Below are 16489 nucleotides of genomic sequence, written 5' to 3' on the forward strand. Positions count from 1 at the left end.
CGGGCGCCGGGCGCCCTGGTTCAGCAGCTCTCGGTGAACTCCGTGAAGTCCGGGTCGCTGAAGATGTCGCCGCTCGTGACCTCCTGGACAGCCTCGCCCGGGATGGCGAAGTAGCGATCCTCGTAGGTCGCGTACTGGGCCCCGCTGGGGCACTCGCCCGGGCTGAAGACCTGCACCTCGTTGCCGGTGATGACGCAGCCGTCGTAGTCGGCCGGCAGCGTCTCGCCGACGACCCACGTCTCCTCGCACGACGGCAGCGTCTCCACCGCGCCGCTCGCCGCCGGCTGGCCGGCGTCGGAGTCGTCCCCGCCGCCGCAGCCTGCCAGGGTCACCGCCAGGACAGCCGCCACCACACTCGCCCGAGAGATCATGCCCGTCATCGTAGGGATCCGCGTCAGGACTCCGGCGTGGGGCTCGCCGCCTGCAGGAACTCCAGGCTGCCCGCCGAGGACAGGTAGCCCCGACCGACGGTCACCGCGACCGGGGACCGTCGCGGGAGCGCCGCCCCGAGCAGGTCGCCGTCGTAGTCGACGTTGGGCTGCAGCAGGACTCCCGTACGTGACTTGCGCACCGTCTTGGTCCAGTGGCTGTAGAGCGAGCGGAGGTCGTCGGAACGTCCGGCGGCGATCACCAGCAGATCGGTCGGCCGGGCCGTGATCAGTCCGGCGATCGCCTGGTCGGAGTCGTCGAACTGCTCGGCGTCGTCGACCACCAGCACCAGCGGGCCTCGGTGGACGCGGGCGGACGCGAGCAGCGGGGCGAGGCCGTCGTCACCGACGACGCACTTGTCCAGGCCGGCGTCCGCGAGCGGCGAGCGACGCCCGCAGATCCCCCAGACCGCCAGGTCGACCCCGTCGGCCGCGGCCCCGGCGCGCAGTGACTCCACCATGGCGAGCAGCAGCGTCGACCGGCCCGAACGGGGCGGCCCGGCGATCAGCACGTGCTCGCCCTCGTAGGTCTCCAGGACGGCCGGCTCGAGGTCGGACTCCCGGATGCCGACCGGGATCCGCCACGGCTCACCGGTGACCTGGGCGTGGGCGCCGAGCTCGGCGACGGTGACCTCCTCGGGCAGCTGGCCGACGACGCTCGCCTTGGGTGCGGCATCAGGCCACCGCTGGCCGACCGTGGTGACGGCCTCCGACAGCGACGTCGAGGGCGAGGCGACATGGGTCTGCAGCTTGGTCTCCGCGAAGACGCAGCGCCCGGGGACCGGGGCCGGCGCCAGCTTCACCGGGACGCCGGCCGAGGAGTAGTCATAGGCGTCCGCGAGGCGGAACAGCCACTTCTGCGTCGTCACCTCGTCGATCGCTGCCGGCACCGACTTGGCCCGCGACGTCGTCGCCGCGCACCACATGCCGACGTCCGGGCCGTCGGCGTAGGCGCGGTAGAGGCCCTCGAGCAGCTTGATGCCCTCGAAGTCGTCGTACTCGTCGCGGAGCGCGGCCAGGCCGTCGATCAGCACGACGGTGCGGCGGTGCGGTCCGGGGGCCGTACGCCGCCGGTCGAGCTCGGCGCGCAGGTGCTTCATCAGCCGCACCTGCTGCTCGCGCGAGGCCGAGCCGGAGCCGACGTACGCGGCGGTGTGCGGCAGCTCGGCGAGCGGGGCGAGGTCGCGCGACCCCATGTCGAGGACGATCAGGTCGAGCTCGTCGGGCGCGTGCTCCGAGGCGAGGGTCAGCGCCAGGCTGGCCAGCGTCGTGCTCGTGCCGCTGCCGGGGATGCCCATCAGCAGCAGGTTGCCGCCGTCGAGGTCCCAGCCCACGGGGATCTGCCGCTGCCGGTCGGGGTCGTCGGCCAGCCCGACCTGCACGATCCTCCCGTCCACGCCACCGACCGAACGGACGCCGCTCGCCGCCGCCTCCGGGGAGAGGGTGGGGGTCAGCTCGAGGTGCTCGCCGAGCGGCTCGGGCCACACCGGGCGGGGCGGGCCGTAGCCCGCGTCCTCGTTGGCGCCGACGATGGCGTCGATGAGCAGGTCGAGGTCGGTCGGCGCGTCCTCGTCGACGACCACGCGGCTCGCGGGCTTGACCACCTCGCCGAAGCCGAGGGGATGGGCGTCGACCAGGGTCGAGGCAGAGGACTCCGAACGGCCGGTGACCAGCGCGGTCTGCACCGGGGTGATGTCGTCCTGGCCGAGCTTCACGAACGCCCGACCCATCTGGGTGCGGCCGATGGCCGAGGCCGCCGGGACGCCGACGACGTTCATCGAGTCGTCCCGGCTCTGCACGCGCAGCGCGACCCGCAGGTTGGTGTTGGCCAGGATGTCCTCGTTGACCACGCCCGCGGGACGCTGGGTCGCGAGGATCATGTGGACGCCGAGCGTACGACCGACGGCGGCGACGCTGACCAGCGAGGACAGCACGTCCGGATACTCCTTGGCGAGCATCGCGAACTCGTCGACCACCAGCAGCAGCCGCGGCATCGGCTCGGCCGGGTTCGTGGCGAGGTAGGCGTCGAGGTTGTCGATGCCCTCCCCCGCGGCCGCGAACACCCGCTGCCGGTAGCGCATCTCGGCCTCGAGGGCCCGCAGCGCGCGGTCGGCCAGCTGCTCGTCGAGGTTGCTGACGGTGCCGATCGTGTGGGGCAGCCGCTCGCACGTCGCGAACGCCGCCCCACCCTTGAAGTCGATCAGGATGAAGGTGAGGCGGGTCGGGTCGTTGCGGGCCGCGAGGCCGGCCACCAGGGAGCGGAGGAACTCGCTCTTGCCCGACCCGGTCGTGCCGCCCACCAGGCCGTGCGGGCCGTCGCGCACCAGGTCGATGCCGTACGTGCCGTTCTCGCCGACGCCGACCGGCGTGGAGATCCGGGTGGAGGAGGCCCAGCTCTTGCGGATCGCCTCGGCCGTCATCTCCTCCAGCCCCAGCAGCGGCGGCAGCCGCACCAGGCCCGGCAGTGCCGCGCCGGGGACGACCAGCTCGGGGTCGTCGAAGCGGGCGAGGTCGGTCGCGCAGCGGCGGGCGGTGTCGACGTCGACCCCGGCGAGCACCACGTCGTCGACGGTGGTCAGGTCGTCGGGGCGGGTGACGGTCCCGTGGGCGTCGGGCTGGACGCGTACGACCGTGGTGCAGGAGGCAGGGAGTGCCTCCTCGTTGGCGGCGATGACGATGCCGGAGACCTGCGTCGTCTCACGGGTCTGCCCCAGTCCGCTGCCGGTGGGCCGGCCGTGGCCCAGCAGGCTCCGGGCCGGGGCGTCGCGACCTTCGGTGAGCACGTCGGAGTCGATGACGAGCAGCACGGTCGGCGTGATGTGGGAGTCGATGCCGTCGCGCAGACCCCGCAGCAGCGCCTCGCTGCGGCCACGCTCCGCCGAGAGCCACTGGCCGCCGGCGCCGTCGCCGATGTGACGGACGTGGGGGAGCCAGGTCGTCCACGACCAGGCCTCGTCACGGCCGGCGTCGCAGAAGACGCCGATGGTGAGGTCGGCAGGCCCGCTGTGCACGCCGGCCTGGCAGACCAGGCTGCGGGCGACGGCCAGCGCGCCCTCACGGTCACCGACGATGCCGACGACGCCTGCGTCGGTGAGGTCGACCTCGACGGGCGCGGCCGGGATGCTGGTGTCGTCGACCACGTCGCGGACCGCGTCCTCGAGCTTGTTGCCGGTCGCCTGCGTGTCCAGCGGGGCGTCCCACCGCACGTCGCCCACGCCGGCGTGCAGGCGCAGCATCTCGCCGGCGACGGGCCGCCGCTGCCAGAGCTTCGTGGTCGGCAGCGCCGCGCGGCGCATCACGGTGGCGGGGTCGGGGACCTGGTCGCGGCGTCGGGACCGCTCGGCCGTGGTCGCCTCGGCGAGGTCCTCGCGGAAGCCGTCGAGCGCCTCGGCGAAGCGCTCGTCCTCCTCCTCGACGTCGGACCTGCGTCGCCGCTTCTGCTCCCACCAGGTGCCGATCGCGATGACGGGGCTCATCAGCGCGATCACCGCCATCCGCGGACCCATCATCATGACCATGACGACCGCGAGCAGGAGCGGGGCGACGACCGTCGCCATGCTGAACCGGTTGGGCGGCGGCGGGTCCTTGTGGACGGGAGGCACCACCGCGTCGGGCTCGGCGGGACGGCCGGGCCGCGGCGGCCGGTTGAACGGGGCGGTTCCGGCGGTGGTGACGTTGTGCAGGCTGCCGGGGGCCGGGGCGAGCGACTCGGCAAGGTCGGGCCGGAGCGTCACCGCCGTCCCGCCGACGACGACCACCGCCTCGCTCGTGACGAAGATGCCCTCCTCGGGCACCTTCACCCCGTCGACGTAGGTCCCGTTGGTGGAGCCGTCGTCGGTGACGCGCAGGCCGTGGATCGTCTTCTTCTCGGGAGGCGGCTCGTCATCCGGCTGCTTCTTCTTCTTCGGCTCGTCCTCGTCGCCCTCGTCGCTGCCCTCGACCTCGGTGGCCCTCTCGACCCTGGCGTGGCTCCACGACGCGCTCACGGAGTCGACGGTCAGGTCGGCCTGGGGCGACCGGCCGATGAGCAGCGGCCGCTTCGCCGGTACGGCGACGGTCTGACCGGCGGCGAGGCCACCCGACATCAGCGCCGCCCAGCCCCGGACCTGCGGCGGCAGCTCGAGCGAGGACCGGGCGACCCGCGACCCCTCGAGCAGGAGCACGTCGGAGAGCCGCGCGTTGGCGGTGTGCTGACGGTCGTCGACCCAGAGGGTGTCCTCGCCGTCGACCGCGACCCCGCACACCGCCTCGACCAGGTCCCCCAGCGTGGCGGTCTCGGCGTACTGGGACGTCTCCACCTCGTGGCGGGTGCCGTCCAGCTCGATCGCGAGGCGCACGCGTCGTCTCCTTGTCGGTCGTGGTGACCAGGCTGCGACCCGGTCGGATCAGTCGGTGGGCGCCGCGAACCAGTAGAGCCGCGGGGTGCCGGCCAGCGAGACCGGCCGCAGGCCGGGGTCCTGGGTGGTGGCCTGGAGCGGGACGACGGAGTCGGCCGCGACCGTCGAGGCCGACCCGAACTCCAGCGTCGGGCCGGCAGCGCCGTCGGTGTGGTCGACGGTCAACGAGGCCAGGGCCTCCTGCACGTCGGCGGGGTCGGCACTGGCCGCGGCCGCCGCCGCGGTCACCAGCGCCACGACCGCGTCGTGGCTGCGCACGTCGGCGGCACCGGCGACGGTCTCGAACGGCTCGTTGTCGAAGAAGTCGGTCACCTCGCCGTCCTCGGCCGTGACCCGCACCGCGGCGAGGTAGGCCGAGACCGCGGCCCCGCTGGTGCCGGAGTCGAGCGCGGCCACGTCGTCGGTGTCGAGACCGGCCGTGGTCAGCGGGGAGCTCAGCGAGGCGCCCGAGCGTGCGAGCGTGTCGGCGAAGGCCGGGCTGACGGCGTCGTCGCTGAGGAACACCGGGAGCTGGACGTCGCGGGACTGCAGCGCCTGGACCAGCGGCGCCTGCAGCTCGGCCGGCCCGGAGACGACGATCGCGTCGGCACCCCGCGCGGCCCGGGCGGCGTTGCGCGCCAGGTCGGCGTTGGCGCCGCCGGGCCGGACCCGGATCGTGGTGTCGGTCGGGAGGCCCGGCAGGTCGCCGCCCCCCAGGTCGACCAGCGCCGGCTGGCTGGCGCCGGCCGCGTCGAGCGCGGCGCCGAGCGCGGCGCCCACCTGCTCCTGCGAGGCGCCGGTGGACCAGGACCCGGCCGCCGGGTCGCCGCCGCCGGCGTACGGCATCAGGACGGGGACGCCGGCCTCGGCGGCAGCGTCGAGCGCGCCGGAGACGTGGTCGCCCTCGGTGGCCAGCACGATCCCGGCGACACCCTCGTCGACCAGCTCGCGCACGGCCTCTGCGGCGCCCTTCATGGTGCCGGCGTCGTCACGGGCCAGGATCGGCACGTCGACGCCACCGAGCTGGTAGCGGTAGGCCGCCACCCGCGCGCCCTCGGCCGCCTCGTTCCACTGCCGGCCCTCGTCGGGGGCCGAGCTGAGGCTGACCACCACGCCGACCGGCACCTCCTCGGGGACGCCGTCGGGCGAGAGCTCCACCGAGACCGGGCTGACCGGTCGTCCGGTCTCCGCCGGCTTCTCCTCCTCGGTGCAGGCCGTGGTGGTCGCGAGCAGCGCGACCGTGGCCAGGACCAGGAGCGGACGACGGGCGCTCACTGGCCGTCCCCGATCCGGTAGCTGTAGACGGTGCGGTGCACCGATCCGGCCGGCAGGTCCAGCTCGAAGGCCGGCAGGTCGGCCAGCATCTGCAGCGCGGCGTCGGTCTGGGCCTGCTGGAGCAGGATCCCGCCGATGTCGCGGCTGCGGACGTTGGCGTACGCCGTCGTCGCGTTGGTCGCCAGCGCGAGCTGGTAGTCGGCGGTGCGGGCCGTCGCGGCGTTGGTCGCCATCGCGCCGAGCAGGCCGCCCCCGTCGACCTCGCGGGCGCCGAGGTCGAGCAGCACCTTGCGCAGGTCGGCGGTGAGCAGCGCGGTCGCCGCCTCCATGTCGCGGGTCGAGGCGCTGACGCCCTGGTTGATCTGCGACAGGCCGCCCTCGATCTCGCTCGAGATCCGGTTGCCGGCCTCGGCCTGCGCCCGGGCGAAGTCCTGCTTCTGCCCGGCCAGGGTCCTGCGACCGTCGCGCACGACGGCGTCGGCGGAGTTGCTCAGGCCCTCGCGGGAGCGGTCGAACATGGTGCCGAGCTCCTCGTCGGCGGAGTCGCGGGCGGTCGCCAGACCACCGATGTCGCGACCGAGCTGGGCTTCGATCTCCGCCTTCGCCGCGTCGACCGCGGCGTCGATCTCGGCCTCGATCTCGGGGACGTCGGCACTCACCTGCTCCAGGTCCTCGACGGCGTCGTCGAGGTCGGTCTTGGCGATGCTGAGCTCGTCGAACGCGGTCCCGAGCGCCTGGCTGATCTCCTCCAGGGTCCGCGGCGGGTTGCCCCGCTTGAGGTCGAGGGCCTCCTGGATGCCCTCGTCCAGGTCGACCCGGATGTCCTCGATCTCGGACAGCGCGGCCGCAGCCCCGGCAGCGCCACCCTCGACGTCGCTGGACTCGATGATCTCCTGCAGCTGCGGGTAGTTGTCCGCGTCGAGGCGCTCGACCAGCGCGTCCCGGGCGTCCGGTGTGGGGTCCGCGTCGTCGCAGTCGGTGCCGCGGAGCCCGACCAGCGTGGCGTCCAGCGCCTCCCGCTGCTCGGGGGTGAGGACGGCGCCGCACAGCGTCGCCGCCTGGGCCGCCGCCTCCGCCCCCTGCGTCTGCATGCCCTCGAGGTCGAGCGCGCCCTCGAGCGCGATGGCGTCGGTGTGGATGGCGTCGAGCTCGGCGCCGATCATCGCGGCCTCGCGGGCCAGCGGGCCGGTCTCGTCCTGCGGGGTCTCGGGGTCGTCGCCTCGGACCAGGTTCTTGGCGTCCCGCAGCGTCTGCAGGGTCACCAGGCGGCCGCTGTCGAGGAGGCCGGTCAGGGTCTCGAGCTGTCCGACGGCGGTGCCCAGTCGCTGGGAGGCGTCGAGCGCCTGCCCGTAGAGGTCGGGGTTCAGCAGCTCGACCGCGTCGTCGGCGAGGCCGCGCAGGTCCTCGGCGATGTCGGTGAAGGAGGTCTTGGCGCCGAGCAGCGAGCAGGTCGCGGACTGGGTCTGCGCCTGCGGGTCGCAGTCGTCGATGGTCTCCTCGTCGCCGATCGTCGTGGCGAGGGAGTCACTGAGCTGCTCCTTGCAGAATTCGGTCGCCTCGGCGTAGCCCTTGAGCTGGCCGGCGACCTGGAGCAGGTTGCCGTAGATGCTCTGGCTGCCCTTCGGCGGGGCCACGGTGGTGCGGCAGCCGTTGCCGTCGACCTGGGCGGTGGGGACGGGCGCCGAGGTGTCACCGAGCATCTGGTCGACGGCGGTCACCGCCTGGTCGAGCTCGGCGACGGCCGAGGAACCGGTCGACTCCAGCGTCGAGGACAGGTCGCCCTGCAGGCCCTGGAGCGCGCCGTCGAGAGCACGCATGTTGGAGGTGACGCTCTCCGTGCTGGACTGGAGGTCGGCGACCGTCTGGGTGCCGAGGGTCTCCGCGGAGCTGGTGAGGTTGGAGCGGACGTCGGAGATGGTCCCGCTCGCCCGGGCCAGGACGGCGTTGACCTCACCGATCAGCGAGATGGTGCGCGACTGCAGCTCCAGCTCGTCGGAGGAACCGGGGTTGAAGGCCGAGTCGACCAGCGCGCCGATCGAGGGGTCGGTCACCAGGCCGGGCTGCACGCTGAGGTCGAACTCGGGGACGTCGAAGTTCTTCGCGTCGACGACCAGGCTCAGCTCGGCCGACGAGCTCAGGGTCGGCGGCGCGAGCATGGCGGCCCACTGCACGGTGGTGCCGTCGGCGGATCGGCCGATCACGCCGTTGGTGACGTTGCGGCCGGTGTCCTCGTCGTCGGTGACGATGGTGGCCGGCGCCAGGTCACCCAGACCGGCGGAGGCGGTGATCGTCAGCGGCGAGCCCACCAGGGCGGCCTGCGACCGGGACGTGCCGTCGACGTCGTACTGGAGCATCTGGGGCTCGACCGTCAGGTTCTGGACGGTGAGGTCGATCGCGACCCGTCCGGAGTAGCCCTGCAGGTCGGACAGGTCGGTGCCTGCGCCCTCGGAGGTCCGCCAGGCGGTGAGCACGCGGACGGGGAGGTCGGTCGCCACGTCCGACGGGGCGTAGGACGACGCCTGCGCCTCTGCGTCCTCGGCGCTGCCGCTGGTCTCGACGAGGGATCCGTCGACGCCGGTGAGCGTGCCGTCCGGCGACATCGCCACCGAGACCGACTGGAGCACCCGGTTGCTGGTGCTCTCGACGTCCGCCTGCGCCGCCGGCGCCACCGAGGCCGTGACGAGCACGGCTGAGACCGCGACCGACGTGGCCGCGACGAACTTCTTGACAACCTTGCCCGAGATCACGGTGTTCCCCCATGTAGATGGTGCTGCTTGCTGGCACGTCGAAGCCGACTGCCGACCCCTAGAGACCGCTCCAGAATAGGAGCCATTGTGGACAGCATGAGGAAATCGCCAAAATTTGTCCACGTGACGCGGCTCGTGGCCCCTCCGAAGGGGGCCACGAGCCGCAGCGGGTCAGGCCAGCACGCCGCCGATCCTCATGACGCCGTCCGGGTCGTAGGTGCGGCGGGCTCGGCGCAGCCGCGCCAGCGTCACCTCGTCGTACGCGTCGCGGTACTGCTCCGGCGTGAACGTGAAGTTCGGCAGCCGGTGGTCACCGACCCACGGCGCCACGGCCTCGAGGATCGCGGCGGCGTGGTCCTCCACGCCCGGGATCTCCGAGATGCCGACGACGAGCAGCGAGTACGCCGCCGCGCGCGAGGCGAAGGCGCTCGGGTGCTCCCCCGGCCGGGCGAAGGCACCGCCGAGCTGGCGCACCTCGACCAGGACCTGCGGTGAGGCCGCGCCCGGCCCGGTGAGCGCGAGCAGGGCGTCCGCGGTCTCCGCCGTGAACTCGGTGAGCACGTGGCCGGCCTCGTGGGCGGGGGTCGGGTCGAGCGGGTCCGTGTGGACCGAGTCGATCGCGGCGTACGGCTTGTCGGCCACGTCGTCGAGGATCACCGGGGCGGAGTCACGCATCGCGGCGAACCTGCGCTCCCCCTCGTCGGCGGACCCCGTCCACACGAAGCGCACCGACAGCGTCAGCCGCCCGGCGAGCATCGGCGGCACCCCCTCCATGTCGGGCAGCTGGAAGAGGGCGAAGGACGTGGTGCCCTCCTCGGGCAGCTCCGCCGACCAGGCGCGCCAGGCGTCGATGACCGCGGCGGCGTCCGAGCCGTCGAACCACAGCGAGCCGCCGTAGAAGCGGGGCTGCTGGACCAGGTCGAACTCGATGGCGGTGACGATGCCCAGCATGCCCTTGCCTCCGCGCAGGGCGAAGAAGAGGTCAGGGTGCTCGGTGGGCGTCACTCGCCGGAGCTCACCGTCGCCGGTGACGACCTCGATGGCGCGCACCTTGTCGCTCGCCAACCCGTAGGTGCGGGCCATCGGCCCCAGCCCGCCACCGGTGGTGTAGCCGACGATGCCGACGTCGGTGATCGAGCCGGACAGGGGCGCGAGGCCGTACGGCGCTGCGGCCTCCACGACCCGGAGCCACTTCACGCCGGCCCCGACGCGAGCCCAGCCCTCGGGGTGGACGACGACCTCGTCGAGCTCCTTGGTCACGACCAGCAGCTCGGTGGTCAGGTCGGCCATCGGGCCGTGGCCCGTGGCCTGCGGGGTGACGCGCATCCCGTGCCGGGCCGCGAACTGCACGGCCTCGACGACGTCCTGGGCGTCGTGCGCCGCGAGGACGGCCGCGGGGCGGACCGGGACGGCGACGTTCCACGGTGAGACGAGGGCGTCGTACCTCTTCTCGCCGGGCACCGCGACGGTGCCGATCGTGAGTGCGTCCAGCTCCTCGAACGGTACGTCGGACGCGGTGCTGGTCTGTGCGATGGTCATGGTTCCTCCGTGTGCTGTCCTCGTTGACCCCACGAAGGTGCACCCGCGCCCTTGAGCCGGACTTGGATGCGACTTGAGCTGTGCTGCGGAATCAGTCGTCGGAGGGGGCCTGGGGCAACACAAACAGTCCATTCGGGTCCGCAGACTGACGAATCCGAAGGAGTCGGTCGTAGGACGCAGCCGACCAGCCGCGCCGGGCTGCGGCCTCGTAGGCCATCGAGAGGTACGACGCCCGGGACGTCCAGGGCGCGAGCGAGTCCAGGACCCGCGTGGCGTCCTCCCGCACGGCGCTCCAGCCCGTGCCGACGTCGAGCCCGACGCCGAGCACCAGGAAGGAGCCGTCGAGGTGGTCGAGCGCGCCCCCGCGCGGGGCGGGCCGCGCCAGCGCGCCACCGAGCTGGCGCAGCTCCACGAAGAGCAGGTTGCTGCCGGACTCGGGACCTGCCGACGCGACCAGCGCCTCCACGGCGTCCGGCGGCAGTCCGTCGACCAGGACGCTGTTGGCGTAGACGGCGGTCGGCTCCTGGGGGTCGAGCTGGAGGTGCGCGATGTCGGCGGCAGGCACCTGCGCGAACGTGTCGACCTCGGGCCGCAGCGCCCGCAGCGCGGCGATGGAACGGGCTCCCGCCTCGGCGTCGCCGATCGCCACCGCGTCGATCATGACCATCTTCCGGCCGCGCAGCGTGCCCGGCAGCCACTCGATGTCGGGCACCTGGAAGATCCGGGCAACGCTCGTCACCGAATCGGGCGCGCCCTCGGTCCACTCGCCCCACGCGGTGAGGACGTGGCGGGCGTGCCTCCAGTCCCACGCGAGCATCCCGGCGTACGCGGTCGCGATCGGCAGCAGGTCGAAGTCCAGCGACGTGACCACGCCGAAGCCGCCGTGGCCGCCGCGCGCCGCCCACAGCAGGTCGGCGTCCTGGGTCTCGGTGGCGCGCACGAAGGTCCCGTCGGCGAGCACCAGCTCGACGGCCGTGATCGCGCTGCACTGCAGGCCGTGCTGGCGGGAGTACCAGCTCACCCCGCCGCCGAGCGACGAGCCGACCACCCCCACACCCGGGCTGGACATGTGCATCCCCGCCAACCCGACCCGGCCGGCCCGGGTGACGACGTCGCCCCACAGCACACCGGCGCCGGCGCGCGCCGTACGACGGGCTGCGTCCACGCGGAGGTCGGTCATCGCCGAGGTGCGCAGCAGCACGGCGTCCTCGAGCCGGCCCGCGAGCGGCGGGGCCCCGTGGCCGGTCCCCTGGGGAGCCACCCGGAGACCGGAGGCCGCGGCGGCCTCGACGATCCGGGCGACCTCCTGCGGGTCGGCCGGGTAGGCGACCGCCGCCGGGTGCTCGTCGACCTGGAGGTTCCAGGGCATCCGCGCCTCGTCGTAGAGGGCGTCCCCGGGCAGGTGGACGGCACCGCCGGCCAGCCCGCGGAGCGCTTCGGTCTCGGCCACCGTCACCACCTCACGATCGGGGCACCCCAGCGTGCCCCGGCTGACTTGAGGATGACTTGAGCCTCCGGTTCATCCGCTCGTGGAGGAGCGCGCGCTCACCCGCCGGGATGTCGGCGTGGATCGCGTCGCGCACCAGGGGGTTGACGAAGTCGAGCGGCTGGCCGTCGAGGAGGATCTCGCTGCGCGCGAGCACGTCGAGGGCGGCGGCGACGTCCTCCTCCGAGTGCTGCGCCAGCTCGGCCACGGTCACGAGGTCGGCCAGCGGGCCGAGCACCGCCACGGCGTGCGCGACCGCGGTGACGGTCGCCGGCATGCGGCGCAGGCGGAGCGTCACCAACGACGTGATCGCCCGCGACCCCACCGCGCGGACCGTGTCGACGTGGGCGGTGTCGGGCGGGACGCCCTGGTCGGCCAGGGCGCGCAGCAGCTGCCGCAGGAGCAACGGGTTGCCCGAGGTCATCCGGTGGCAGGTCGCGACGAAGGTGTCGGCGCCGGGCCCGAGCCGGTCGGCGACCAGGGCGGCGGTGCCCTGCTCGGTGAGCGGAGCGGGGTGCAGCACCGAGACCGCCTCGTTGCCGGCGAGCTCGGCCAGCAGGTCGTCGGCCCGGTGCGTCTCACCGGTGCGGACCGCCAGCACGACCAGCACGGGAAGCCCCTCGAGGCGTCTGACCAGGTAGGCGAGGAACTGCAGGGACGCCTCGTCGCACCACTGGACGTCGTCGATGCACAGCACGAACGGGGCGTCGTCGGCGAGCTTCGTCGTGACCTCGCAGAGCCCGCGAAGGGCGGCGAACCGCTCGTCGCGACCGACCGACTCGTCCGCGCCGGCGCCCAGCAGCTGCCGGACCACTCCCCAGTCGAAGTCCTGCTCGAGGGAGCTGCTCCGCGCCGACCGCACCCAGACGCCGGCACCGACCGCGAGCCGACGCAGCTCGTCGAGCAGACGCGTCTTGCCGATGCCCGAGGGTCCCTCGACCAGCAGGCAACCCGGCCTCCCCTCCTCGAGGTCGTCGACCATGGCGCGCAGGACCTCCATCTCGCGCTCGCGGTCCACGAGCCCGTCCGGCGTCCTCGGCCGCGGGACCCGCTGCGTCGCGCCGTCGGTCCTGGCGATGGTCGGCACGTCGAGGCCGGGCGACTGGGCGAGCACCTCCGCCTCGAGCGAGCGCAACGCCGGCCCGGGGTCGACGCCCAGCTCGTCGGCGAGCACCTGACGTGCCCGGCGCAGCGCCGCCAGCGCCGCCGCCTGCCGGTGCGCGCGGTAGAGCGCGAGGGCGAGGAGGCGCCAGCGTTCCTCGCGCAGCGGGTCCTCGTTGACGAGGGCCTCGAGCTCGCCGGTGACGAGCTGTGCCTCACCGAGCTCGAGGCGCGTGGCGAGGAGGCGTTCGCGGGCCACCGCCCGGAGCTCGGTGAGCCGCGCGGCCTCCGCCTCCGCCCAGGGCTCCATCGCGTAGTCGGCGTAGGCCGGTCCCTGCCACATCCGGAGCGCGGGCTCCAGGGTGCACACCGCGTCCGCGGGCGGCAGGCCGGCCGCCGCCTCCACCGCCGCCTCGAAGGCCCAGGCGTCGACGGCGTCGGGCGGGAGCCGCAGCGCGTAGCCGGGACCGGCGCGCGCGATGACACCGCCCCGGTGCCGGGCCGTCGCGTCCGGCTCGAGTCGCCGGCGCAGGTGGCTCACGTAGGCCTGCAGCGCCCCGTTGGCACTGGTCGGTGGCTCATCACCCCACACGCAGTCGACGAGCCGATCGGCGGGCACCACCTCGTCCCGCGCGATGATCAGCCCCGCCAGCACGGCGCGCTGACGCCGCCCGCGTGGCCGTGAGCTCGCCGAGCACGTGCAGGTGAAGTTCCGGCTGGCCGTCCACCCCGTTCCTCGCGTCGTCTCCCCCGAGACGTCTCCCCCGAGGATAGGGGTGGTCGAGGGCTGCCCGCGGCCCCGATTTTCGGCACGGACGAGAGGCGGGTCAGCTGGACGCCGTCCGGCGTGTGGTCGTGGTGGTGGAGCCTAGGGGACTCGAACCCCTAACCCCCTGCTTGCAAAGCAGGTGCGCTACCAATTGCGCCAAGGCCCCGGGTGGTGCGGGTGTCAGGCCCGGTCGGTCGGCTCGACGTGGTCGGTGGCCTCGGCCCAGAGCGCCTGCTCGGAGCGGGACTCGTCGAGCTTCTTCTTCGCGAAGGCGGCGCCCACAGCGGCGACCAGCACCATCAGGATCTTCTTCATCGACGCTCCTCCGTCTCGCGGCTCGGGCCCACCGGCAGGGCCGCGCCGATTCTAGTGCGGCCGCGACGCAGGGATGGCACCGGGCCGGGACGTGGTCGGCGCGACCAGCAGGGTCGGCGTACGCCGGAGCAGCAGGGCGAGCCCCGCGGCGAGGACCATCAGCAGCGTGGCCAGCCCGACGACGCCCGGCCAGGCCGCGACGCTCCAGGCCTGCCCGGCGAGGCTGCCGAAGACCGCCGAGCCGAGGTAGTAGGTGAACAGGTAGAGGGAGGCCGCCTGGCCGCTGCTGACCCCTCCCGCGTGCGCTCGCGCCGGGACCCACCCGCTCGCGACGCTGTGGACGGCGAAGAAGCCCGCGGTCAGGACCGCCATCCCGAGCACCACCACCGGCAGCGACGGCACCAGGGTCAGCAGCAGCCCCGCGATCGCGACCGCGCACCCGACCGGCGGCACGGCCCGGCGGCCGAGCGCGTCGGCCAGCCTGCCCGAGGCCACCGAGCTCCCCGAGCCGACGGCGTAGACGAGGAAGACGAGGCTCGCGGCCCCCAGTCCGAGGTCGAACGGAGGCTCCGCGAGCCGGAACCCGATCGTGTTGAACACCGCCACCAGGGCACCGATCGCACAGCCACCGATGGCGTAGAGCGCGAGCAGCGCAGGGTCGGACACCGCGCGGCGCGCCATCGAGGCCAGCTGTCGTACGCCGGTCGGGGCCGCGACGAAGTTGCGCGAGGCGGGGAGCAGCAGGTGCACGGCCAGCGCGCAGGCCAGGCCGAGGGCAGCCGCTCCCGCCAGCGCCCACCGCCAGCCGGCCAGCTCACCCAACGGGCCGGTCACCAGCCGGCCGGCCATGCCGCCCATGGCGGTGCCCCCGACGTAGAGGCCGGCGGCCCGGGCGTGGGTGGAAGGGTGCAGCTCCTCGCGCAGGTACGCCGTGGCCACCGCCGGCAGCCCGGCCAGCACCACGCCCTCGAGGAACCGCAGCGCCAGCAGCGCCTCCCACGACGGGGCCAGGGCGCACGCGACGGCGACCACGCCCGAGGCGGTCATCGACAGCCGGATCGGTCCGGTGCGCCCGACCACGTCCGACCAGGGACCCGCGACCAGGATCGCCAGGCCCAGGCCGAGCATCGTCAGCGACATCGAGAGCGTGCTCTGCGCGGTCGAGACCTCGAACTCCCGCGCCAGCTCGGGCAGCAGCGCCTGGGTGCTGTAGAGCAGGGCGAAGGTCGCCAGGCCGGCCGCGAAGAGCGCGACGAGCACCCGCCGGTACTCCGTCGTCCCGGGGCGGTAGCCCTCGACGGCGCGCTCGGCGGACATGGTCACCGGACCCACTCTCCGTCGTCGGCGACGATGCGTCCAATGTGTCCCGACGCGGATCATCATGCGTGAGGCGTATGGTCGGCCCATGTTGGTCCGGGACCTCACCTGGCTGGTCGCGCTCGCCGAGCACGGCCACGTCACCACGACGGCCGAGGTGCTGGGCACCAGCCAGCCGACGCTCTCCCGCGCGCTGGCCCGCGTCGAGTCCGAGCTGGGCGCACGGCTCTTCGAGCGAGGCCCCGCCGGCGTACGCGTGACGCCGACCGGCGAGGTGGTGGTGGCCGCGGCGCGGGAGCTGACCGGCCGCTACGACCAGCTGCTCGCCGACCTCGGGCGGCTGCTCGACCCCGACGCCGGCGTGGTCCGGCTCGCCTTCCTGGACTCGATGGCGACCTCGCTCGTGCCCCGGCTGCTGCGCTCCTTCCACGCCGCCGCCCCCCGCACCCGGGTCGAGCTGCGGCAGGAGCCCGCCCACGAGATCCTGCGCGACCTCGAGTCCGGCGCGGCCGACCTCGCGATCACCTCCGAGAGGCCGCGCGGCTGGGGCTGGGTACCGCTGCAGGAGGAGCGGCTGGTCCTCGTCGTCCCGCCACGGCACCGGCTCCGGGACCGGCGGCAGGTCTCGCTCACCGACCTCGCGGACGAGGAGCTGGTCACCACACCGGTCGGTTTCGGGTTCCGCACGCTCGTCGACGGCCTGCTGCGGGCCGCCGGCGTCTCCCCGACGATCTCGTTCGAGAGCCAGGACCTCGCGACGATCGAGGGACTGGTCGCCGCCGGGCTCGGCGTGGCGCTGGTGCCCGAGCAGTTCGCGGGCCAGTCCGGGACCGTCGGCGTACGCCTGACCTCGCAGGCCGCGCGCCGCACCATCGGGCTGACCTGGCGCGAGGACCGGCCGCTGTCGCCGCCCGCGGTCCGGTTGCGCGACTTCCTCGCGACGCACGCCGTCGGGGACGACGAAGCCCCCGGTCGGTGACCGGGGGCTCGCGGTGACTGGTGGGCCTAACAGGACTTGAACCTGTGACCTCTTCCTTATCAGGGAAGCGCTCTAACCGTCTGAGCTATAGGCCCGTGAGTGGCGTCGTACGCCGACGGCCGCCCGTGGGCGACCGAGGGGAGACATTACCGCAGCC

10 protein-coding genes and 2 tRNA genes are annotated in these 16489 nt (G+C 73.8%); 1 reads left to right on the top strand and 11 read right to left on the bottom strand.

The annotated features are described in order from the left end of the window. Positions 1 to 20 precede the first annotated feature (20 nt). From EXE57_RS11810 to EXE57_RS11850, 10 genes are all read right to left on the bottom strand, one after another. Positions 21 to 371: a hypothetical protein gene (locus EXE57_RS11810; RefSeq protein WP_135077744.1), complete on the bottom strand. Its 351-nt coding sequence runs from the start codon at positions 369 to 371 to the stop codon at positions 21 to 23. A gap of 23 nt (positions 372 to 394) precedes the next feature. After that, positions 395 to 4765: an FtsK/SpoIIIE domain-containing protein gene (locus tag EXE57_RS11815; RefSeq protein WP_135077746.1), complete on the bottom strand. Its 4371-nt coding sequence runs from the start codon at positions 4763 to 4765 to the stop codon at positions 395 to 397. A gap of 48 nt (positions 4766 to 4813) precedes the next feature. Beyond that, positions 4814 to 6079, bottom strand: coding sequence for a type 1 periplasmic-binding domain-containing protein (locus EXE57_RS11820; protein WP_135077748.1), 1266 nt, complete (start codon positions 6077 to 6079; stop codon positions 4814 to 4816). Further along, on the bottom strand, positions 6076 to 8826 hold the full coding sequence (locus EXE57_RS11825; protein ID WP_135077750.1) for a hypothetical protein: 2751 nt from the start codon (positions 8824 to 8826) through the stop codon (positions 6076 to 6078). The genes EXE57_RS11820 and EXE57_RS11825 overlap by 4 nt, the downstream gene beginning before the upstream one ends. 171 nt (positions 8827 to 8997) lie before the next feature. Then, on the bottom strand, positions 8998 to 10365 hold the full coding sequence (locus tag EXE57_RS11830) for an FAD-binding oxidoreductase (protein WP_135077752.1): 1368 nt from the start codon (positions 10363 to 10365) through the stop codon (positions 8998 to 9000). A gap of 91 nt (positions 10366 to 10456) precedes the next feature. After that, positions 10457 to 11815 carry an FAD-binding oxidoreductase gene (locus tag EXE57_RS11835; protein WP_208542830.1) on the bottom strand — a complete coding sequence of 453 codons (1359 nt, stop codon included), beginning with the start codon at positions 11813 to 11815 and terminating at the stop codon, positions 10457 to 10459. A 10-nt stretch (positions 11816 to 11825) separates the two neighbouring features. Beyond that, on the bottom strand, positions 11826 to 13607 hold the full coding sequence (locus EXE57_RS11840; RefSeq protein ID WP_135077754.1) for an ATP-binding protein: 1782 nt from the start codon (positions 13605 to 13607) through the stop codon (positions 11826 to 11828). 204 nt (positions 13608 to 13811) lie between these two features. Next, positions 13812 to 13887, bottom strand: a tRNA-Ala gene (locus EXE57_RS11845). Positions 13888 to 13901: 14 nt separating this feature from the next. Then, positions 13902 to 14036 carry a DLW-39 family protein gene (locus tag EXE57_RS20215; RefSeq protein WP_244246802.1) on the bottom strand — a complete coding sequence of 45 codons (135 nt, stop codon included), beginning with the start codon at positions 14034 to 14036 and terminating at the stop codon, positions 13902 to 13904. Between the two features lie 51 nt (positions 14037 to 14087). Beyond that, a complete protein-coding gene (locus EXE57_RS11850; protein ID WP_135080886.1) occupies positions 14088 to 15353 on the bottom strand; it encodes an MFS transporter in 1266 nt (421 codons plus the stop codon). An 88-nt stretch (positions 15354 to 15441) separates the two neighbouring features. Here EXE57_RS11850 and EXE57_RS11855 point away from each other — a divergent pair, with 88 nt between their 5' ends. After that, entirely contained in the window at positions 15442 to 16332 is an 891-nt protein-coding gene (locus EXE57_RS11855; RefSeq protein WP_135077756.1) for a LysR family transcriptional regulator, read from the top strand. An 18-nt stretch (positions 16333 to 16350) separates the two neighbouring features. Here the strand turns inward: EXE57_RS11855 and EXE57_RS11860 are convergent. Next, a tRNA-Ile gene (locus EXE57_RS11860) sits at positions 16351 to 16427 on the bottom strand. Positions 16428 to 16489: the final 62 nt, after the last annotated feature.

Origin of the sequence: Nocardioides euryhalodurans (assembly GCF_004564375.1) — a bacterium.
Lineage (GTDB): Bacteria > Actinomycetota > Actinomycetes > Propionibacteriales > Nocardioidaceae > Nocardioides > Nocardioides euryhalodurans.

What these genes read in the sequence shown, in the direction of transcription:
- EXE57_RS11810 (WP_135077744.1), bottom strand. Translation starts at nt 371, where the DNA reads ATGATCTCTCGGGCGAGTGTGGTGGCGGCTGTCCTGGCGGTGACCCTG.
- EXE57_RS11830 (WP_135077752.1), bottom strand. Translation starts at nt 10,365, where the DNA reads ATGACCATCGCACAGACCAGCACCGCGTCCGACGTACCGTTCGAGGAG.
- EXE57_RS20215 (WP_244246802.1), bottom strand. Translation starts at nt 14,036, where the DNA reads ATGAAGAAGATCCTGATGGTGCTGGTCGCCGCTGTGGGCGCCGCCTTC.
- EXE57_RS11850 (WP_135080886.1), bottom strand. Translation starts at nt 15,353, where the DNA reads ATGTCCGCCGAGCGCGCCGTCGAGGGCTACCGCCCCGGGACGACGGAG.
- EXE57_RS11855 (WP_135077756.1), top strand. Translation starts at nt 15,442, where the DNA reads ATGTTGGTCCGGGACCTCACCTGGCTGGTCGCGCTCGCCGAGCACGGC.